Annotated in this window: 17 protein-coding genes; 5 read left to right on the forward strand and 12 right to left on the reverse strand. The window is 33.6% G+C overall.

Translation table 11 applies throughout. From position 1 onward, the window contains the following. The 4 genes from ACFCYN_RS12060 to ACFCYN_RS12075 form a co-directional block, all read right to left on the reverse strand. A partial coding sequence (locus ACFCYN_RS12060) for a DEAD/DEAH box helicase (protein WP_375949499.1) occupies nucleotides 1-1370 on the reverse strand: 1370 nt, incomplete at its 3' end. A gap of 367 nt (nucleotides 1371-1737) precedes the next feature. After that, complete coding sequence (locus ACFCYN_RS12065) at nucleotides 1738-6006, reverse strand: S8 family serine peptidase (protein WP_375949501.1); 4269 nt, start codon at nucleotides 6004-6006, stop codon at nucleotides 1738-1740. Between the two features lie 164 nt (nucleotides 6007-6170). Beyond that, nucleotides 6171-7451 carry a helix-turn-helix domain-containing protein gene (locus ACFCYN_RS12070; RefSeq protein WP_172447069.1) on the reverse strand — a complete coding sequence of 427 codons (1281 nt, stop codon included), beginning with the start codon at nucleotides 7449-7451 and terminating at the stop codon, nucleotides 6171-6173. A gap of 201 nt (nucleotides 7452-7652) precedes the next feature. Beyond that, the gene (locus tag ACFCYN_RS12075) at nucleotides 7653-9086 is read right to left on the reverse strand and encodes an N-acetylmuramoyl-L-alanine amidase family protein (protein ID WP_375949503.1); all 1434 of its coding nucleotides are present in this window, start codon (nucleotides 9084-9086) and stop codon (nucleotides 7653-7655) included. Nucleotides 9087-9524: 438 nt separating this feature from the next. Between ACFCYN_RS12075 and ACFCYN_RS12080 the strand changes: the two genes are divergently transcribed. Continuing rightward, complete coding sequence (locus ACFCYN_RS12080) at nucleotides 9525-9890, forward strand: VOC family protein (protein WP_172447067.1); 366 nt, start codon at nucleotides 9525-9527, stop codon at nucleotides 9888-9890. A 274-nt stretch (nucleotides 9891-10164) separates the two neighbouring features. On the opposite strand, the gene ACFCYN_RS12085 is transcribed toward ACFCYN_RS12080, so the two are convergent. Further along, nucleotides 10165-11094: a DMT family transporter gene (locus ACFCYN_RS12085; protein ID WP_172447066.1), complete on the reverse strand. Its 930-nt coding sequence runs from the start codon at nucleotides 11092-11094 to the stop codon at nucleotides 10165-10167. 139 nt (nucleotides 11095-11233) lie between these two features. Here ACFCYN_RS12085 and pdxR point away from each other — a divergent pair, with 139 nt between their 5' ends. Continuing rightward, nucleotides 11234-12667, forward strand: a complete 1434-nt coding sequence (gene pdxR, locus ACFCYN_RS12090; RefSeq protein WP_172447065.1) for a MocR-like pyridoxine biosynthesis transcription factor PdxR — start codon at nucleotides 11234-11236, stop codon at nucleotides 12665-12667. Nucleotides 12668-12698: 31 nt separating this feature from the next. Continuing rightward, nucleotides 12699-13553, forward strand: coding sequence for an FtsW/RodA/SpoVE family cell cycle protein (locus ACFCYN_RS12095; protein WP_375949506.1), 855 nt, complete (start codon nucleotides 12699-12701; stop codon nucleotides 13551-13553). Between the two features lie 18 nt (nucleotides 13554-13571). Here ACFCYN_RS12095 and ACFCYN_RS12100 read toward each other — a convergent pair whose 3' ends face one another. Both ACFCYN_RS12100 and ACFCYN_RS12105 read right to left on the reverse strand, forming a co-directional pair. Next, nucleotides 13572-14447 carry a pentapeptide repeat-containing protein gene (locus ACFCYN_RS12100; RefSeq protein ID WP_172447791.1) on the reverse strand — a complete coding sequence of 292 codons (876 nt, stop codon included), beginning with the start codon at nucleotides 14445-14447 and terminating at the stop codon, nucleotides 13572-13574. Nucleotides 14448-14602: 155 nt separating this feature from the next. After that, complete coding sequence (locus tag ACFCYN_RS12105) at nucleotides 14603-15637, reverse strand: DUF3048 domain-containing protein (protein WP_375949508.1); 1035 nt, start codon at nucleotides 15635-15637, stop codon at nucleotides 14603-14605. 213 nt (nucleotides 15638-15850) lie between these two features. Between ACFCYN_RS12105 and ACFCYN_RS12110 the strand changes: the two genes are divergently transcribed. Further along, nucleotides 15851-16069 (forward strand): hypothetical protein, encoded by a 219-nt coding sequence (locus ACFCYN_RS12110; RefSeq protein ID WP_098170758.1) that lies wholly within the window; start codon nucleotides 15851-15853, stop codon nucleotides 16067-16069. Between the two features lie 170 nt (nucleotides 16070-16239). Then, a complete protein-coding gene (gene gloA2 / locus ACFCYN_RS12115; RefSeq protein WP_172447062.1) occupies nucleotides 16240-16626 on the forward strand; it encodes an SMU1112c/YaeR family gloxylase I-like metalloprotein in 387 nt (128 codons plus the stop codon). Nucleotides 16627-16675: 49 nt separating this feature from the next. On the opposite strand, the gene ACFCYN_RS12120 is transcribed toward gloA2, so the two are convergent. The 5 genes from ACFCYN_RS12120 to ACFCYN_RS12140 form a co-directional block, all read right to left on the reverse strand. Beyond that, on the reverse strand, nucleotides 16676-18898 hold the full coding sequence (locus tag ACFCYN_RS12120) for a glycosyl hydrolase family 65 domain-containing protein (RefSeq protein WP_375949510.1): 2223 nt from the start codon (nucleotides 18896-18898) through the stop codon (nucleotides 16676-16678). A gap of 330 nt (nucleotides 18899-19228) precedes the next feature. Further along, nucleotides 19229-19627 carry a VOC family protein gene (locus tag ACFCYN_RS12125; protein WP_375949512.1) on the reverse strand — a complete coding sequence of 133 codons (399 nt, stop codon included), beginning with the start codon at nucleotides 19625-19627 and terminating at the stop codon, nucleotides 19229-19231. A 40-nt stretch (nucleotides 19628-19667) separates the two neighbouring features. After that, a complete protein-coding gene (locus ACFCYN_RS12130; RefSeq protein ID WP_375949514.1) occupies nucleotides 19668-20759 on the reverse strand; it encodes a threonine aldolase family protein in 1092 nt (363 codons plus the stop codon). 90 nt (nucleotides 20760-20849) lie between these two features. Next, a complete protein-coding gene (locus ACFCYN_RS12135) occupies nucleotides 20850-21458 on the reverse strand; it encodes a methyltransferase (RefSeq protein WP_172447058.1) in 609 nt (202 codons plus the stop codon). 129 nt (nucleotides 21459-21587) lie between these two features. Further along, nucleotides 21588-22652, reverse strand: coding sequence for a DUF871 domain-containing protein (locus ACFCYN_RS12140; RefSeq protein ID WP_375949517.1), 1065 nt, complete (start codon nucleotides 22650-22652; stop codon nucleotides 21588-21590). Nucleotides 22653-22770 lie beyond the last annotated feature (118 nt).

Raw genomic sequence — 22770 nt, forward strand, 5'->3', positions numbered from 1 at the left:
GATCTTTCCGCTCTACTTCCACTTCCTGATCTTTCCGCTCTACTTCCACTTCCTGATCTTTCCGCTCTACTTCCACTTCCTGATCTTTCCGCTCTACTTCCACTTCCTGATCTTTCCGCTCTGCCAGCATTTCCTGTTCTTTCCGCTCTGCTTCCACTTTCTGATCTTTCAGTTCTGCTTCCACTTCCTGATCTTTCAGTTCTTCCTGTACCTCTTGATCTGTCCGGTCTGCCTGTACTTCCTTCATTCTCTGTTCTATCTACTCTTTCCATTTCTATTCTATTAATTGAAAGATTAAGTTCTTTTTCTATCATTTTCATATCTTGAAAATCTTTTGGCGTAACAAATGTAATCGCTGTACCAGTATCTCCTGCTCGACCAGTTCTTCCAATTCGATGAACATAACTTTCTGTGTCTAGTGGTATATCATAGTTGAATACATGAGTTACACCATCAACATCGATTCCTCTGGCTGCTACATCTGTTGCTACAAGATATTGTATTTTAGCTTCACGAAACATTTTCATAACTTTTTCCCGCTTGCCTTGGGTTAGATCTCCGTGAAGTTCTTCAGATAATAATCCTTTTCCTTTTAATTGTTCATTTAACTTATTAGCTCTTCTTTTTGTTCTACAGAAAATGATCGCTAGAAATGGTTTTGTCTCTTTTATTTGGCTCAACAGTGCATTATATTTCCCACGATCTGTCGTTTCGATAATTAGTTGTTCAATTTCATCTAGTGTAATTCTCTTAGCTTTTACTTTTATTACTTCTGGTTTTTTCATATAGCGCTTTGCTAGAGATTGGATTTGATCTGGCATCGTAGCAGAAAATAATAACGTTTGTCTTGATACGGGTGTTTGATTGATAATGTCTTCCACCTCATGTAAAAATCCAATATGTAACATTTGATCTGCTTCATCGAGTACTAGAAAATCAACTTTATCTAATTTAATTGTCCCTCTTCTTAAATGATCTAAAAGGCGACCAGGTGTTGCAATGATTAAGTGAGCACCACTTTTTAGTTTGCGCGCTTGCTGTTCGACGTCTTGGCCACCATAAACGGCAAGTACACCGAAATCTTCGCTAACAATCCTTTTTGCCTCAGCCGTAATTTGAAGAGCTAACTCCCTAGTTGGAGCAACTACTAATGCTTGAGTATGTGGTAATTCTAAGTTAATTCTTTCAAGGATTGGAAATAGGAATGCAAATGTTTTACCCGTTCCTGTTTGTGCTTGGCCTATTAAATCCTTCCCTTCAAATACAATTGGAATTGCCTTCTCTTGAATTGGAGTGGGCTCTGTAATACCTAATTCAGTTAAATACTCCGTTAATTCTTCACTTAAACCTAAACTTGAAAATTTATTCATTTTATTTACCTTACTTTCTATTTTCTATCATTAATAATAATGGTTGTTTCATAATATTTACTCAAAAATGACTAATTCATTGTATCACAACGTTTATTAATCTTTTTAATTAATCCTAATTAAATGTATCCGTAAAATCGGTCAAATTTTATCTGCATCAAATTATTTTTCTCAATCTTTCGAAGAAATAAACAGGACTCTGAATATTTTATAAACAAAAATAGGTACTTTATCAACGAAGTTCACAACTATATCAATAAAGTACACATTCTGTTTGGATTTCTACCTTACAGAATTTTGTATTATTTAATCACTAAAAAAATCGGTAACCAAATAATGGTTACCGATTAACTAGTTATCTTATTAATTACTCTAAACCAAGTCCTACTAATACATCATCCAATGTTTTGCTCTTATATTTTGTAGCTGCTTTTGGTGAGTTGTCATTCCAAGGGTTTTGCATTAGGTAGTTATTGATGACATATTGCATATCTTTTGCATCAACAACTCCATCATAGTTAATGTCAGCGTCACGTTTATTTGTATCCCAATATGTTTGGATGTAAATCGCATCTTTTACGTCAATGACATTATCTTTATTTACGTCTCCACCAGGTATATAGTCATAATTAATTGGTTTTGATCCTGCTGTAGTTTTTCCATCTTCTTTTACACCAATATTAAAATCTTTCGAGAACGTAAAGTGGCCTGGTACGTCAATTTTCAATGTATACTCATCATCATTGATCGGTAATCTAGTTCTAAATGCATATGAGAATGACTCAGAATAACCTAATTTATCAGTTACACCATACTCTTTACCATTTGAATCTTTCACACTAATTTTTGTACCTGCTTTATTATAATCAATTAGTTTCCCCTGAGGCTCTCCACCAAAAGTCATTAAACCTTCTGCCTGAACTTCCGATCTCATAAGTGAATATGTTGGAGTAATATAGAAATAAGGTTGAATACCTTGCGTCGTTACAGTAGTATTATCCACATTTGTATAAACAGCATTAAAGAATCTACTTGAACCAGTTGCATTGTAAAAGTTCATTGGCCCTTTGTAGTATTGATCTTTTGCTTTTAATGTTAAGTCTACTAATGAAGCATCTCCAGCAATTCCAGTATTCGCTAAATCTCCAGTTGCTGTAGCAGTGATTGTCATTTTAGTTAACGAGTTATTAAAAGCAGCAGTCGTATATTGAACGTCCAGTTTGCCTTTAAATGCCGAATTTGGTTGTACATTCACTAAATCAAGGAACTGGCTTGGATAAAGGAATGTAAATTCAGCTTTCTTCACGTTTGTTTTCACATTTTTTGTTGAGAAAGTTACAGTTGTAGATTCACCCATGTTTATACGTTGTTTATCAGAAATTGCAGATGTATATGCCGTTCCTTTTCTAACAAAATATGCGTCAATAAAACTACCGTAATTTCGAACAGTCGATTTGCTATAATCTGAGAAGTCGTACTCTGTAATTGCATTTACTATTGGACCAGATGTACTTAACGGTATTTCAGCATTGAAATTACCTTGTGAGTCTAGCGGTATACTTTTCTCTTGAGAAGTATTAGGATTATAATATGTAAAATTGTTATCTCCTTGAGAAGCATTAATTCCTGCTGCTTTCATCTCATCTATTTCTTTATCTAAGACATTACCTGATACAGTAACTTTCGTGTCAGTTGGATTAGCAGTTTCGTAAATGCCTCCAGCTTTCATATTGTTCATCGTTACTTTAGCTTCTTTCACTCCATTGTAAACCGGTGCATCTGCAGTGAAAGTTTCACCTTTATCATTAGTTCCTACCATTCTAATTTTCCAAAGGCCTGGATCAAGCTCTTTAAGATCATATGCAATTGGATTGTTTGCATCACCAGTTAAAGGATAATATTGACCATTATTCAGAACTCCACGGTAATAATACTCGATATTCTCATCTGCTCCCATACCGTCAGCTGAGCCTAAGAATCCGATTTCTTTGTCTGTTTTAGGATCCACAATAAAGAAATCAAAATATCGCATATGAGAATTTAATTTAAAGTTTACACCAATTGACCATCTTGTCGCATTACTTGCCGCTTCATAAGGTACTGTAAATGCCGGTGGATTACCAGTCAAATAGTCGATACCTTCTTTTACCGTATGAATTGCAAATGGAATTTTATATGTTTCATTAGGATCCTTTTGGTTTGTATATACAACATACCCTTCATACGTTCCAAGTTTCGCATTTTTAGGAATGTTGATTGTAGCATCCATATTAACACTGCTATATCGTTTTACTTTTACAGTTGATTTCACATCTAATGTAACTCCATTTGCAGTTGCATCTTGATCTGCTCTAGAATCATTTGTGTATCGTGCAGCTAATGTTTGGAATTGAACCTTGACATCATATGTCTTATCTACTGAGCTTTTATTAAATAATGTGATTGAACGTTGGTCTGATAAGTCTTTACCAGTGACTGCTTGCTCACCAAAACTTAATGCACCAGTAATATTTTTAATTTGTTTAATTCCTTTACTTGCTAAAGTAGTTGCCCCATTATTACTTGCATTATCTTTTACAGTTGAAGTTTTATCTTTTACTTGAATTTCTGTTTGGGCATGAACGGCATCATAAGGGTTAACACGTCCTGCACCAACTTCATATACGCTGTATTTATCAGATAATGGATCTGCTGTATTCATAAGTGTTGATTTAATATCTGAAGGAGACATATCTGGGTGAGCTTGCTTTAATAATGCTGCTACCCCAACAACGTTAGGAGTTGCCATTGATGTTCCAGATAAGCGTTCATATGCGTATTGATAGTTTCCAATTTGGTCTGCCCCGTGCATATATGAAGGAACAGTAGAAAAAACAGATACTCCAGGTGCTGTTACTTCAGGTTTAATATCATATAACACACGAGATGGACCACGCGAGCTGAATGGTGCCAATTTATCGCCGACAGCCACTGTCTGTTTCATATTACTAAATGTGAAGTCTAAAGGTATTCCAGCTGATGCACCTAAAGGTAATTTAGCAGCTAATGCTCTCCCTTGTACATTACTTAGTAAAAATGTTGGAAGTAAGCCATAGGCATCTCCAAGGTATACATCTCCTAATGGCTGATCTGCGTCATATAAAACAACAGCCTTTGCTCCATGCGATTTAGCTGTCGCAATGATCTGAGTAATTCCATAGCTCCCTCGTTGCGCAAGAACAACTTTTCCTTTTACATCAATTGGTACATAATTACCATTCGCATCACGCTTAGAATAACTAGGTTCACCACCGAATGATACATTCACCATTTGTAAAGTTTGCCCTTCAAAATCCGCTATGTTATCAGTCAAACCTTGAGCAGCTAATTTTAAATCAACAGATATATCGCCTGTTGAAGGGTGTAATGCACCTGAAAAACTTGGAATTGTAACAGATGTGTCACTCGCCCCAACTGTAATTGCTAAAGGAGCATTACCCGGTGCGCCAAGCGAATACATTCTATCCCCAGAGTTTCCAGCCGCGACAATTGCTGTTACTCCTGCAAGTACAGCATTGTTTACGGCAATACTCGTAGGGAATAATGGGTCATTGTAATTTGCTCCAAGTGACATATTTATAATATCCATTCCATCTGATACGGCTTTATCAATACCAGCTAAAATTGCAGAAGTAGATCCAGAACCATATGGCCCTAAAACACGATAAGAATAAATATCCGCATCTGGTGCAACACCCTCTACTGCAAAATCTGCTTTATTTTTCGCTTGTCCTGCAATAATTCCGGCAACATGTGTACCATGCTCTGTATAGTAAGCTTCTCCACTTGAACCTATTTCAGGCTGTCCAGACTTCTGCCAATCGGCATATGACGTTTCCATTGGGTCATTGTCATTATCGACGAAATCGTAACCACCTTTAAAAGCATCTTTTAAATCTGGGTGGTTATAATCAATTCCAGTATCAATAATACCAACTTTTACACCTTTTCCTGTAAAGCCTTCTTGATGAAGTTTTTCAACACCTGGGAATGTAACCATCGTATGAGTTGCAGTTTGCTTAGCTGGCGTATCCTTAATAGAAGGTGGCTCTACTTGGACCTGCATATCACTCCAGACGGCTTTTACTGCATTAGATTTAAGTAAAGCCTTTACTTTGTTAGCTGGTAGAGTCATAGAGACCCCATTAAATGCTTTTTTATATGATCGTTTAATCGAATACGGATTTTTCTTTGATTTTAATTCACTGCTAAAAATAGTTTTTAAGTCTTTTTGGAAAGTTTCATGTGATGCATCTACTTTTTCTTTCGCATCCTCCGCTGTTAGATTTACTCCATCAGCTTCTGCTTCTAAAACAGCAGTCTGTCCAGGCTTGTCCTTAAATTCGACAATGACAGAAGTAGGCTTATCACTTGTTTGATCAACTTCAGGTGACAAATTAACTCCCTCTTTGTCATTTAGCTTTAATTGCTTAATTGCCTCACGCTGCTGAGGCGTAAGTTTTGCTAATACTTGTTCAATCTTCGAAGTTGCTTGTGCATGAACTTGATGTGAAAAGGAGATTGGTGTAATCGTAGTACTAATAAGTCCTGTTGTTAATGCTAATGTTGTAACATTTCTAAACATTTTCTTTTTCAACTACTATCCCTACTTTCTTTTCTTAATAAGTTCATTATATTGAGATTTGATATAATTTTATTTTCTGAAAATTACGTCAAATTATATTTTTTTAATATTTTTTATCTAAACTTTAATTCTTCTAATCTATATTCCACAACTTCAATTAATTTAAATCTAATAGCCTATGCAAAATTACTTGAAGAACTCTCTTTCATCCCATTAATACTTAATAATTGTATATACTTATTTATTTGGTTCGAAGTCGCATGATGTTTATATCTCCAGTAAACTAGTAAGCACTTATTAAATCTTTCCAAATTTCCTATTTGATTTGCTACATAAGCGACATCCAATAATTCATCTAGCCCATTTGGAAATTGTAAGCTTTCACACTGAAACAAAGCATATGCATATCGAAACTCTAAATATACTTTTTGTTTTAACCAAGATTCAACACTTTCGTCTAGCTCGTTAATCTTGTGCTTATATAAATCTAGTATTTTTTTAGCATCCTCTAAACGATTCAAATGAATATATGCCTCAAGCACCTTTGGTAAACCAATATGAACATCCTCTCTATCTTCTAACCATGTAAGATACTGATCTACATACTCTAAGTAGCCAAAATCCAAATAAGATGCAAGTCGATTTCCAATCGCTAAATCTGCAAAATAGTCATTTACTTGGGCATAACAATCAGTTAATTCAACTATTTCTTCAAGCGTTCCTCCAAGACGTGCCAATGCAAAGCTCTTATACATAAGAGCTCTACCATAATATTCACCGTCTTTAACAAGCTTCCTTAACCTCTCAGCATAATAAAGTACTTCTTCCCATCGCTCACGCCAATAGTAAAATGCGACAATCCATAAGTAGGCTTCTTTTATTACTTTTTTTGGCATACAAAATAGATATTCAAGCACATCCGTCAATGCATGCTGGGCGTCATCAGTCATCCTTAAAATATAAAACCGCCGAAAATAACTAATTGCTAACAGTTCCATACTATTTTTCGAATCATTTTCAATAATAATCTCATACAATAGCATTGCTTTTTCTTCTTCTCCTGCTTTAAAAAGCTCTTCAGCAACGAAGAAAATATAATTCAAATAATTGGTCCGAGCAGTGTCTGATTTCTCTGTCGTCATTATTTGTAGCAACTTTTCACAATGTTCCTCGTAACCTTTCAAAAAACACTTAAACAAAAACTGTACACTTTTACGCTTATCTAATAGTTGTTCTTCATTAAAACATTCCTCAGCAAAATATGAATAAAGTGCACCTTCCTCTAACTCAATAGCCTCTGTAATAGCATCCAAATATTTAAGTGTAACCGAACGTTTGTGATTAAAAAGACGACTTATTTCACTTATATGTATACCTGACCTTTGAGCTAAATCCGTTTTTGTCCAACCTTTCTCCAGACATATCCATTCAATTTCTTTATATAGTGCTGCGTTCACTCTTCTCACCTACCAATTATTTTCTATTGTTTTTTACTTCTTAAACTTTTAAGCAAAGATTACAATTTCATTATAACGATAGTTGATTTGATTTCATTTCCGAAAAATTTTGTCAATTTTCATCAACTTCTAAGAAATTCTATGAAAAATACTAAAAAAAGGACTCTCCATTAGTCATATAATGACTTTTGGAGAGTCCTTTTAATCGTTTATATAATATGAATCTACGTTGTATCCTTGAATACTTAAGTAATCTAGTATTCCTAAATAAATCCCTTCAGCTGCTTCTTGCTGCCAGATCTCATTACTTAGCTTCACATTATCCGTTGGATGATCTATATAGCTTAATTCAGTTAAAATTGATGCCATCGTTGATTCGCGAATTACTTGAAAGTTACCACTTTTAGTACCACGATCCTTTAACTCTAATTTTTCAACCAGCCTATTTTGAATAGTTTCAGCAAGTGTCATACTATCTTCTAATTTCGTCGGCGAATTAGTAGGAGAATTCTTTGATTCACCATAATAATATGTTTCTGTTCCATTTCCATTATGCGAAGAAGATGCATTAATATGGATACTAATAAATGCCTTCGCCTTTTTGGATTTAGCAAATTCGACACGCTGCTTTAATGTTGGATATGTGTCAGACTCACGAGTAAAATATGTTTGAATCGGTAGTTCCACTAAATAATCGTTTAAAAATTGGGAGACATATAAGACAATCATACTTTCTTTATAGATATCCCCGCTACTTGTTTTAAATGTTGCACCAGGATCACTTCCACCATGCCCTGGATCAATAACTAGAGTAAAATTTTTTAAATTCATATCGTCATCGCTTATCTGCTGGATATATTTCGCACTAACCCACCCAACAATCGTACCAGCTTCGATTTCATACCATCCATCTTTTTCTGCTTTAATTTTAACTACAGTACCGACTTTAATGCTTGTTATTGACTTATACGTAGTACCTGGGCCAGTTCTTACATTTAAAGACGCGGTAGTAACTCGACCGCTTTTATCTTGTTGATCGATTGCTGAAGTGTCTCCACTTGGTGGCTTTGTTGTTGGGGGATTCGGTTTACTCTCTTCTGGTGGTTTCGCTGAAGGCGGCTTTACTACAGTAACAATTTGTTTCACGTATGCCGAACTTACCCATCCATATCCTTTGGTTGTATTTATTCTGTACCAAGTAGATTTTTTTTCTACGATTGAAACTTTAGTACCTTTTTTTAGAGTTGTAATTACCTTACTCGTAACATTAGGACTTGTTCTTACGTTTAGTGAAGATGCAGTTATTTCACCAGAGAATAAAACTTTTGGAGCAGTTGGAGTTTTTTTAACTAATTTAATATACTTAGCCGATGCCCACCCTATTTTTTTACTAAACTTAAACTTATACCAACCATTTTTTCTTTCAGTTATCGTTAGTTTATTTCCTTTTTTCAAGGTCATGATTTTACTATAGGCAGTGCTTGGTCCAGTTCTCATATTTAAAGAAGCCGCAGTCACTACGCCGGTTTGTGTAGTAGCTGCTTTACTACTATTTACTCCAAAAAAGAGACTACTAGATAGAATAGATAAAATCATCCCAATTTTTAATACATTATTCCATAGTTTTAAAAGCATCTTACAATCCCGTTGCCATAAATTAATTGAAATCTATACATACTTCCTGTTTGATGTAACCATTTTTTTCAAACAATTAGGCAACGTCCTCCTTCCTATTTCAAAAAATTTAATGTTCTTTTTTCGATCCCCCTCTTGCTTTCCAAATTTCAGGTTTGTTCATTCTGCAAACTCTAGACTCATACCAGAGACGATATTCGAAGTTTCTCAGCCTAAAAATAAGACTTATGGCGAAAGCAACCCTTTTTGCCAAAGTCGGCTAAAAAACTGTTCTATATTTATATATCGGTAAAAGGGGCATTTTTCTTTAGAAATTTTGACATTTTTTAGAAAAGTATGTTAATCCGCATTCATTAATCCATTAATAAAAAGGTAAGAATACATTACATAAAGAATAGTTAATACAGTGAACACAATACTAGTTAAGGAGCTGTTTAAATGAATGGAGTTTTAGATATTGTTATATTTTGTAAAGACACAAACTCTTCTAAAAATTGGTATGAAAAAGTTGGATTTGAATATTTAAGAGGCCATGAAGATATGCACTGGTTTAAAGTAGGTGATGGTGAAGTAATGCTACATCCGACAGAAACACAATCAAATACGGATGCTGTCTTTCAATTCGTAGTAAAAGAAGTCGATCCACTATTTGAAAACATAGTAGAAAAAGAATTGACTCCACTAGATTTCTCAAATGGAGAAAAGGTCATCACAAAACCTACTGTTCAACCATGGGGCTATAAGGAATTTTGCTTACGAGATCCAGACGGTTATATTTGGGCATTTGTACAAAAATCAAATTAAACTGCAGAAAATCCACAAGGTATTCAATTCCTTGTGGATTTTCTGCAGTTTTTTATTTAAAAATGTGGAGGATGCCATTACTTAAAGAAGCCATATTCAACGGGCAAGCTTTTTATGAACGAAAACCGCTGCCTTATGCAAAAAAATCTGCAGTTTATTAACAAAAAATACTACTTTATGCACAAAGTTCACAGCTTTATGAACAAAGTACATATTTTGTTCGTATTTCTCACAAATAGACGGTGTCTCAAAACTACACACCAAGGTCCTAAAACTATTTTGAAACTTCCACTTCTTTTTTAAAAAGCTTCCCTTGCTTTCTATACATAGAAAAAGTGGACCAATTTGCAATGAATACACCGGATAAGATTAATATTCCACCAATTGCCATGATAGGTTTAATTGGTTCATCCATTACGAAATATCCTAATACACTTGCAATTAACGGCGATACGTATAGCCATGTTGATGGAAAGACTGGGTTCGTTTTCGCTAATAACCAGCTGTACAAACCATGTCCCCCAATTGAACCTATAAAAATAAGGTACAATATAGGCCACTGCGCATCCCAAGAACTTAAAATTGAAATATTCGGTTTTTCTATTACAAATGAAAATAGAAGAAGAAATATTCCACCATATAGCATTTGAAAAGCATTGATTAAAAACGGCGATACACTTTTAAAATCTGTTAAGACTTCTTTCGAAGTAATAGAACCTAATCCGTAAAATGCTTCCCCTATTAATACTGCCACACAAGCAGCCACCCATAAGTAAGAGATATGTTGACTAATCCCCGGTAAACAAACGAAGACCACACCAGCAAAAGCCATTATTAACGCTATTAACTGTTTACGTTCAATTCTCTTATTATTACGCCTTAATTGAAAAAGTAAAATCATCATAGGACCAGTTGCAGACAAAACTGCAGCTAACCCTGATGTTATATACTGCTCAGCCCAATATAGTGTTGAAAATGTCATAAAAGTTAAGCAAAATCCAATATACATTAGTCGCTTTGATAAAATAAATTTTTTCACGTTTTGCCCTTTAAGAAGAAAATATGTTATGACGATCAATCCCGCTAAGGTAAATCGTACGCCGGCTGAAAATAAAGGTGAAACCCCTGACTCAATTCCAAATTTTATTGCCAGAAAAGTTGTACCGAAAATAATACAAATAAACAAATAATTAATAATGATCATTTCATCACCCCTTTGATAAAGGTATTATATTAAAGTAGGAGTATAACAGTATAATAGAGCATATAACAGTTAGCTTTTTTTTCATTGACGATTGATCTTTTTTTTATTAATTTATTATTTAAAAACTAGTGGTGAATACATGAAAATTCAAATTCATAAAAAATCAACAGTTCCGATTTATCTTCAAGTAAGTACCCAGATTGCAGGTAGCATTCAAAGTGGTCTACTCATGCCTAACGAGAAATTACCATCTTTACGGATTTTGGCCGATGAACTTTCAATAAGTGTTTTAACAGTTAGAAAGGCTTATAAATGGTTAGAGACAAACGGCTATGTCACGGTGGAGCAAGGTAAAGGAGTATTTATAAGAAAGAAAGTGAATAAAACGTTGCAAGTAGATTCAAGTTCTAACTGGCAACAGACTTTAGGAATCAATATTGTCAGGTCCCAATATTTAATAAATAGAGAACAGCTAAAATATGATTTTTCAAAAGCAGTTGTCTACCCGCGTCTACTTCCTAATAAATTTTTAGCAGATGAAATGCAAAAGTTATTAAGAAATGATGCCTCAATTTTAACGACATACGGACCTGTTCAAGGAGATTTTGAACTAAGAACAGAGGTTGTTAATCATTTATATGAATTTCAAAAAATACGCTGTAGCGCTAATGATCTAATCATTACAAGTGGAGTGCAGCAAGGAATTGATTTAGTAGCTCAAGCATTATTAAAACCTGGTGATTCAATTATCGTAGAAAGTCCGTGCTACGGCGGTGCACTTGATATTTTTATAAATAAAGGGATTCATATAATACCAGTCGAGATGGATGAAGAAGGAATTCGATCAGATTTAATAGAAGACTTGTGCATTAAATTTATGCCAAAATTAGTTTATGTTAACCCTGCCTTCCAAAACCCAACAGGAATCTCAATGAGTAATGATCGAAGAAAAGAATTAATTGAACTAGCACAACGCTATAATTTCTTTATTCTTGAAGATGATTCATTTAGTGATATTTATTTTGAACAATCAATTCAATATTTCCCACTTAAGTATTACGATCAATCAGATCATGTCATCTATATTAAAGGCTTCAGTAAAACGTTAGCACCCGGTATTAGAATTGCTGCATTGCTGGCAAATGGACCAGTCTTAGAATGGCTACTCGCAATAAAGGCTTCAATGGATGTAGGAAGCCCTTTACTAACTCAAAAGGCGATTTTACCATTTTTACGAACCGATCGAATGCGAAGTCACGTTGAAAAACTACGAATTGCTCTACAAATCCGACGTGATACAAGTGTTAACATACTATCTTCACTTAGTGATCAACTAGATTGCCGGATACCTGATGGTGGCTTTAATTTGTGGCTGACATTTCATGAATCGAATCTAGATATTTTTGACTTATTAAGAAAAGCTAATAAAGAAAATATTTCATTTTTACCAGGTGTAGCTTGTTATAACAATAAAGCAGATGTTGCTTCACTTCGTATTAGTTATTCGCTTGTTAGCGAAAATGACTTATCCGATGGATTAGAGAAGCTATGTACAATCATCAGAACAAGATAATTTTTCGTAAAGGAAGGCCATTTAGAACAAGATGCTAAATTCAAAAAAAATAAACTTATTACCGCTCGTCTTAACAATACCCGCTATGATCATTGGTGTAATTGCTATGATCAATAATCACGTATCGCCATCCATATATGGACAAAATATTGTTATTTCAATTGTTGGAGGAATCATCTCTTTTTTAGTTCTGTTACGAGGTCCAAAAACTTTAAAGAATAAGACAAATATCATTGTCATTACATGCATATTCATATTACTATTACTAACCTTCTTTGATGGCGGATTGCAAGGTGTACATCGTTGGTTGGCAATTGGTCCCGTAAGGATTAATATCGCCTTCGCATTCGTTCCATTATTAATCATACACCTATCAAATTTAATGAAGTCTAAAGCAATTTGGATTACTTTTAGTTTTATACTATTTTTTACACTATTACTATATTTTCAACCAGATGCATCTCAACTAACTGCTTTTACAATTGCGATCTCGATTTTATTATTAGGTGTAAAAAAACATAAAAAGACTCAATTACTATTATTCATCATCTTTATACTTTTAATAGTCTATAGCTGGTCTCATTTAGATAAACTTGCACCAGTGTCCTATGTCGAGGACATTTTAAGTTTAGTAAAGGATATGGGAATTGGATTGCTAGTCATTGCAATCATCTCACTTTTAATTTTACTAATGCCATTTTTCTTTATTCCACCAACCAATGCAAAATTATTATCGTTTAGTCTAGGGACTTATTTAGCAATTTGCATTCTTTCAAGCTTTTTTGGAAACTTCCCAGTGCCGATTATCGGTTATGGAACTTCTCCTTTTATCGGCTACTTCATTGCTATGACCTGGTATGTGAACAAATTAAAAATGAACCATTAAATGGTTCATTTTTTTGTTTTACCAATGAGATGGTCTTTTAAGTGTCACTGGTATTTTTGTATGACGATCTCCCTTTGCTGAGTTTATTTGAGCTTGGGTTAGAAAAATACTGCCCGTAAGATCCGCTCCACTCAAATTAGCATCTCGCAAGTCTGCTCCAATTAAATCGGCTCCCCTTAAATCGGCCCCACTTAAATCAGCAGCTATAAGATAGGATCCTCTTAAGTTTGCACCTATAAAATTTGCATTCTTTAATTTAGCACCCATAAGGTCTAAGCCTCTTCCAGTTTTTTGACGCTTCTTATTGTTTTTAAATTTACTTAAAGCCTCTGCCCTAGATAGCTCACTTGCACGCAAAAGTACAGCGTTTACTTCTGCACGTTGAAGTATAATATCTAAGTTTAATATTAACTTAGCGTCCATATGTGTTAATTTTTCAGTTTCTTCTAATATTATTTTTATGTCATTATGGATCTCACTTGCAGCAGTAAGCATCAGGCTTTCATTTAAATACCAAAGCATTTCATGAATCTGCTTCATAATCGGAAAAACTTCATACATCTCATTAGCTAATTCAGGATTTTGTCTCCAATCGTTTCCATTGAAGGTTACTTGTGATACTTTTTGTCCCGCACCAAAGCAATCAAAAACAGTACATCCTTTGTAACCTAATTCTCTTAAATTATGATGAACTCCGCATCGGTAGTCTGATTGTAAATTATGACATGGTTTTCCAGCAATTTTATCTTTAGCAAAGTCAGCCGAAGCAGCAAATGGTAATGCAACACAACATAAGCCAAAGCAGCTCTCACAGTCGGCTTTTAGATTTTTATATCGCTCGTCTACTAAGCCGATGTTTTCAAATTTTTCAGCCACACTCGCTCCTCCCTTCATACTATAAATAAACGAATAATAATTTTTATCGTAACATCGTAGATTTTTTTGGTCAAACTTAGTATTGTTAGCGACATTTACTATTAAGTGAGCCACTAAACCCTTTTAAAAATTTAAAAGCAGATAACTTTAAAAATTATCTGCTTTTAATCGCTCTATTTTATTGTTACATCCTTTAAAGCTGGTACAAAGTTAATCCAAGTTTGACCAGGCTCTAACTTTATTTCCGTTCCGTCTAGTGTATATGGAAGGATTCGCCCATCTACATTTTTCCATTCGATATTCATATACTCTCCGTCTACAATATAATAACCTTTTCCACCGTCTTCAATATCAATTGCGCGACGACCGTAGCTATCTATTATTTTATGGTTGGCTTCAACGACAAGTATATTTTTAATTTGAAGCTCTTTCCTATTCAAGGCATCCTTTGCTACAATTCCGTTTTGAATTCGCTGAAATTGTTTTGTTGAACTCGAGTACTTGTAAGTTACATTATTTCTAGCGTCATGAGAGTATCTTATAAAAACCTCTGATGTATTTTTCCATGAATTATCAAAAACCAAGTCAGTTTGCGTAAAGTCTAATGGAGTTACTTTTTCAGTGTATGAGTAATGTCTCTGGGCAACTCCTTTTTCAATACCTTCTTTTAAAATATACGAATTATGAGGTGCTTTTCGCGTTTTATCTCTTTTAAATAAAGTACCATCGTAGATCAATCCGTTTAATGCGTCAATCATTCCAGCATCCATCATTTCTTTTGCCTTTGGGCTGTTTCCGTGACAAATAAATAATGCATGATATCCATTTGCTAAATTAATGTAATAATCTCTCGCACTTCTGACTGGCCCAATTTTCTCAGGTATATCACTTTGGAATATGGCTAGAAATCTTGTAATATCCCCTTCTGCTAAAATTTCATAAACAACATCTGCATTGCTTAATCCACTTTGAGGTCTAGCCAAATAGTAATTATTAACCATTACTGCAACTGGCCTTTGTTCACTTACTTGACTAATGGGTAATCCGTTTAATGGAGCATAAACCGTATCAACTTCTCCTTTATCGATTACATGTTCATTCTGTGGACTTTTATCTTCGTTTTTAACCGTTTTTACAGACTTTTCGCCATGCTTGCATCCAACTAAAAGCATACTGATTACGATTATAGATATAAATTTTTTACGCATTGGCTCCCTCTCAATCTGTTTATTTTCTTAAATTATCAAAATAAATGCTTAAAATTATAATGAGTTACAAGTAGTTTCTAACGATATTCAGAACTAACTGTCTGCACTTAATATATGACCTTTTATTGATAAATAATCAGCTAAAAAATGTTCTTATTTTAATTAAATTTAAATATTGTATAAAGATAGAATTATTAGAGGAGTTGAAGCGATATGATTGTAGTTCATTATATTGAGAAAAACGTTGAACTATTAAACCAACTGCTCAAAAATGTCCCCAACACAGGTGACGTGATCCATATTAAAGGTCGGAAAGGCACTGTATTAAATGTCAATCCGGTAAACGATAAGCACGTAAATGTTATTGTAGAACTAGAAGTTATTAAGAAAGTACAAATTTTAGCAAAAGATGATAAAAAGAGAAGAAGATAATTTTCAAACGCTTAATGGGAGATCGCTCCCATTATTTTTTTTAGTTCTACAAGACTTTATGATTTCCCTTCCTATTAATTCTCTAGCGTCCTCGTAAATATGTATTCCTTTCTCAATTATCATGATAAACTAGGAAAAGTTTAAATAATTTAATCAAAAGGAGATTTAATATGGAAATAAAGAGCATCCACCATATCGCTATAATTTGCTCTAATTATGAATTATCAAAGCATTTTTACATGAATTTATTGGGTTGTCAGCTTATTAAAGAGACGTATCGCGAGGAACGAAACTCTTATAAATTAGACTTAAAGATTGGTAATAATGGACAAATTGAGTTATTCTCATTTCCTAACCCTCCAAAAAGACCAACAAATCCAGAAGCAGCTGGGTTACGCCATTTAGCCTTTTCTGTTCGCAATATTGAAGAAAGTATTCAATACTTACAACAAAATGATGTATATGTAGAACCAATTCGCATTGACGAACTAACAAATAAAAAATTCACGTTTTTCCAAGATCCAGATGGATTACCATTAGAACTATACGAAGAGTAGAAAAAGATAAAAAGCAGGATTAAAAAAAAGCTTCCTGCTTTCATGCTTCTTATAACCCTACCTTTAACTTATCGGTTAAATCAAATGTTTCTCCATTTATTTCTAAAGTTACTGGTGGACCATATTGTTTTGTAATTGTCATCGTTCGTTTAGCAATGATAATTTCGAGTTTTGCTCCTTGCCATAAAAATGGGAAATTCATTTTGTCCCAGCTAGAAGGTAATTTTGGTTCAATCTTTAATCGGTTTATATCCATTGAGATATTTGCAAAGCCAAAAATGGCCGCTAACCAATTTGCACCTAGAGACGCTGCGTGAATTCCTTCATCCGAAGAATTTGGATTCGGTCCTAAATCAATTAAACAGCCTTCTTGAAATAATTGATAAGCTTCATCTATATAATCGCATCTCGCAGCAACGATTGCATGAACTAAATTACTTATTGAAGTCTCGTGAACAGTACGCTCCTCGTAGTATTCCAAATTCTTTTTAACGATATCGGTTGAAAATAAATCTGGAAAAAGATAAAGCAACATCACAACATCAGCTTGCTTTAAAACTTGTAATTCATTTAGTTCTTTTTGAGAATAATCTAATAGAATTTCACGACTACCAAGGGACTGCTTATATTCCGTTAAGTCAATTTCAGGTTGTTCTAAAAATGTATCGTCCTGTGGAATAATATTTTCATCATTAGGTTTTGGCAAATACAATCGCTTTAAAAAGTCAGTACATTTTTGTAGTAATTCAGCATCAGGGTCATTGTATTTCCCCATAAAATTCAATGCATTCTGGACATTAAAAAAAGCCATATAATTTGTATAAGCATTATTATCAACTAGCTCGGTAAATCCACCAGGTCCAATTACGTTATTAATCAGTAAATCACCATTTACATCTGTCGTCCTACTCACCCAAAAGCGTGCCGTTTCTTTAAGTAGTTCAAGTCCTTCTTTAGCCATAAAGCCTTCATTTAGAGTATTTTCATAGTATTGCACAACAGCAAATGCAATATCTGCCACAATATGTACACTTCCCTTTGCCAGCTTAGGGTCTTGAATGTCATCCGAGACTTTATTATTCTCTGATCTCTTAAGTGTTTCTTCTTTGCCTGAAAAAGCACTTGCCCAAGGAAATAAAGTACCTTGATAACCAGCGAGGGCTGCATTTACCTTTGCTTCTTTAATATGTTGATAACGATATCGTAGTAATCTTTTCATAATCTCTGGTTCAGTAAATAAGTGAAATGGTGCGATAAACATTTCTGTCCCCCAATATACGAGACCTTTATTCCCTTCGCCTGTTAATCCCCTAGAACCTATACTTAACCGATCATCATGAGCTGGCGTCATTGCTTCAATATGATATAAAGAAAAATCTAGCGCATACTGATCCTCTTTGTCCTTTGACGTAATTTCAACTCTTTTTTGCTTCCAAAAGTCCTGCCATTTGATTGTCGTACTGTTTCTCAAATTATCGTAACCCTCTGATAAATATTTCTGCACTGTATTTACACTGGCCGCGGCTGGATCTTCTCGTAACATCTCATTAGAAGTATAAATTGAACTAATTTTTTCAAACCAAACTGAATGATCTACAACTAGCTCTTGTGTAACTGCCGCTAGAAGTTGATTATTTAATGTAAAAAATGATACTTCACTCTCATCTGGAGAAACAAAAGTGGTTGCTATCGCAATTTTATACTTACTTTCCGTTGTCTGGTAAACACCTTGCATAATTCTTTTATCAAAAACTTTTACTAATTCCTCTGTCAGCTCATTTTTCTCTTGATTTACACACTGTGCATTAATACCCGTTTTTATTTTTATTATCGCATTGCAATCTAAAGCAGTAACGGTAAGCTTTGAAGCAAGTAAGTGTAAATCATCTTTTGAAACGAAACGCTGAAACAAAAAGTGGAAACGATTACCATCTTTATTTTTCCAAATTACTTCTCTAATCAATTCGCCCGTCAGCATATCTAATTTACGGTCATAAAATAAAAATTGGCCAGTTGCATTCGAAAATACATCACCATTTATTTCAATTTCCATCCCAACTAAATCAGGAAGATTCACTAACTTAGTCGTTTGACTTGGAGATAACTGATTGTAGACGCCCGCTACATACATCCCCCTAATTTGACCTTCATACTCTTCCTCATGAGTAGATCGTAAACCAATGCAGCCATTACCCAATGCCATTAGACTCGCATATTTATTGATTAATTGTTGATCAAATTCCTTTTCAATAATCTTATTAACTTCATTCATATCGATAATTTCTCACCTTTTATAAAATTTCATATAATAAAAGTTTGCAATAATTCTGCTCTTTTTAAACTGGATATTTCAAAAAATATTAGTATTTCTCAAGTGTTATCATAAACTCAATTTTTATACTGTTGAGCTCTTTTCCAGTTATATTTAGATCGTTGTTGTTTACTTATGAATCATTGGTTAACTTGGTGAAATGACATTTACTACTATTATGCTTGCTAACTACAATTAACCAAGATGGTTTGTATTTTATAAAATGAGGTAATGCGATTAAGAGCATAAAAAAATCGTGCCATTGTTACTGACACGATTTTTTAATACTATTTAGTTTTTAGCGAGCGTTAATTGCCATGATACACCGAATTGATCATTTACCCACACGAATTTTTCGCTGAATGGATAAGCTTGTAATGGCATTAAAATTTCTCCATCTTTACTTAATTTTTCGTATGCATTCTCAATTTCTTCATTCGTTTCACACGTCACATATAATGAAACGGATGGAGTAAACGTAAACTTGTGTTTTACCGAACTATCGATACACATAAATTCCTGGCCATTTAATGTGAAGGTAGCATGGATCACTTTCCCTTCAAACTCACCCATTTCTGCACCGTAGCGCTTGATGTTTACAACTTCCGAATTTTTAAATACTGACATATAATAATTCATTGCCTCTTCTGCTTGTCCTTCAAACATTAAAAACGTTGTAATTTTTTGCATGTAATCAAGCTCCTTTATTAGGTTTAATAAAAACTCGTCTTTAAATTGATTTCATTTCCTCATTTAATTTCTTAAATACATTATGGAGGTCTTCTTTAGAAATCGCTGAGTACTGATCACCAATACTAATTTCGCTATAACAAACCTCTTCATTAACTGGTCTTAAATTACTAGTAATCCCAATTTTTGTTTCTTCCTGAAGAGCTATTATAATTTGTTTAATTTTTTCGAGTGGAGCGTTATAGTGAACATGAAACATATTTGAAACTGGTATTTGTGGTATTGTACTAATTCCGTGACAGCTATTAAACAATTCAGCTAATTCAACTGCATTATGATAATATTGCTCCATCTTATTTGCTCTTTGATCAAAATAAACATTTGCACTGATTATGTACGGATAAAGACTAATTAAATCTCCACCATGTCTTCTTTTCCAAACTTTTGATTCATTTATAAAGTCAGTATCCCCCGCAAGAATTGCTCCTGCAACTCCTCCGATTCCTTTATAAAATGACATATAAACACTATCGAATAAACTACAAACTTCAGCAGCTGTCTTTTTATAGTATGGAAGAATTTCCATTAATCTAGCACCATCTAACTGCAATTTAATTCCTTTTTCACGGCAGTACGATGAAATTGATTCAAGTGTTTCATATGATGGTAATTGTCCACCGATTTCACGTTGTGGCAGTTCTAGTAATAAACAAGAGATTTCTTCATTCATTGCTAAAACATCCTCTAATTCGATTACGCGGCTTTTATCTGCCAGTAAAATAGGCTCTATATTATGTAATTTTTTCAATCCATCTTCTTCATGAATTTCTAAATGAGATAGAGGGTGATAAGCAACTTTATTGATTCCTTTTTGATCACACCAAATTCTTAAGGCGATTTGCTGAGCCATTGTACCGCTAGGAAAAAAAACCGCTGATTCTTTCCCTAAAAACTCTGCCATTTTTGTTTGGAAGTCTTCAATAAAATTCCCTGCTCCATACACATCACTTTCTTCATTTCCATCTAGTTCATTTAATGCGTCTTTTAGTATTTGAATATTTCTAACTCCGTGACCAACTAATTGTTGATTTGTATTTTTAAATGACTCTGAAAAAGGATTAATCTTATACAAATTAAACTCTTCCTTCCAACTCTTTATTTTGAATATCCACTTCAGTAAAAATTCTCCATTAGGTCCAATATATCCTTGAAACTTAAAAATTTAATAAGCCAATCGATAAATTAAAAACCGTTCATTTGGATTTTGTTTATAAACATCTGGTAATATAACCTCTTGTTTTAATTCAAAAGCAGTTTGGTTTTCTAAAAAGTAAATATAATCGTCAGAACTATAATATAAAATAATTTCAATTTCTCTCTTTGATTGTTCAACTGAAATTAAAATATTATTAATGATGCTCCTAAAAATTTGGATTGAAAAAGGATTAAAAAAATAAAAACGATTATCAGATGGTTCAATTGAATAATCTTCTGCCAAGCAGCAATAAAATAAAATTTTATCTTCGCTCATTCTTTTTTTCATTAAGTAATTTTCTTTATTCTCAACAGCCTCATTGTAATACTTTTCATTCATTTCAATTCCAACAACAGTAGCATCAAATTTATTATTAAGATAGAAATTTAATCTTCCTTTACCGCAACCAAAGTCAACTACACGATCATCGCATGAAATTAAATATTGCTGAAACAATTGCTCTAGAGCATTATAAGGTGTTGCCTCATATCGATGATAATGAAATGAGGCATTAAAACCTTTTTGCTCTCCCTCTGTTTTTATATTCAACAAATCATCATAATACTTATCAATCACTAATCCACGACCATTCAATATTAGTTTTATATATACATAATATCGCTTTTAAATATGTTCAGTCTATTTTTACACAAAAAGCGTGTTAACTTTAAACACGCTTTTCTTGTAGACAATTCAATGTCTATTTTATACTCTTTTTAATTTAAATTTCTTACCTGCTCCAATAAATTGCAATAACGATAGATCATCTTCAATAATCTTCCCTATTACATTTACCTTTTCATCGCTTGGTAGATTAGTAAGCATAATTTGTAACTCCCCTCCGTATCTACCATATCGTTCATTGTCGATTGTAACTGAGCCCATCTCTCGTGTAATTGTATTTACTGGCTTTAAACTAGTCTCACCAAAACTACCGTATAATCTAGATTCCATTGATCGAATTACATCACGCGCAGGATCTTCACGATTTGTATGAATCCTTTCAACGATTGAAAGAATTTCCTCTTTATGTGAATATGGTCTATATCTTAGCTCGATCAAGCCATTCATTTTTGAAAGAGTAGTCATCTTTTCTACTTTAATACTAATATCGCCAACTAAAACTTTATCAACATAGCATTTTTGAGTTAACTCTAAATAAGCAAGTAGAGGATCCATTCCACGATGCTTTTCCAAAGTTGGTAATCCTTTAAACAAAGGCCCTCTCATTTCATCATCGCCTTGAATAAATGCCATTGTTGTAATTCCACAGCTTTTTAACCATTTATTTTTTTCAATTAAATAATCTGTTGATAATCCCGTTTCAGGGCGCGGATAAAAATTATGCCAAGCTTCTACGTTTTCAGTTTGTAATCCAAATTTAAGTAATTCATTTAAAAATGCAGGTGTTAGTGTACTTGCATTTAGAGCAATTTTCATTTTTTTAGAAAGGTCTGCTATTTGTTTTTCGTCCAGTCCGTAATCAACTCGTAATCCAGTAACACCCCAATTTAGTAATTCACTAACGTTTGAGTAATCTAGCCCTAAATGAGTAAGTGATTTTGCTGAAATATCTGCCATAAGCTCGACTTCATTTTCCATTGCCACTGCACCAAGGTTTTGAAGTAGATTTTTATAAGTTGAAGGGTCATCTTCCGGTATGTGTAATGAGGTAAAAATTGAAGTAAATCCATTTTTCTTCGCTATTTCGATATACTTTTTATTCTTTTCAATATTTTTTTCAGATAAATAGATTGATATCCCTAGCATAATCTCATTCCTTCTTCCTACTATTAGAATAATACTATTTGCTTATCATTTTAAGCTTTCGAAATTAAAAGTCAATATAACATGTGATTTTTAATGAAATTTCATTTCAAAAAAATCC

The organism is Gottfriedia sp. NPDC056225 (assembly GCF_042267765.1).
Classification (GTDB): domain Bacteria; phylum Bacillota; class Bacilli; order Bacillales; family Bacillaceae_G; genus Gottfriedia.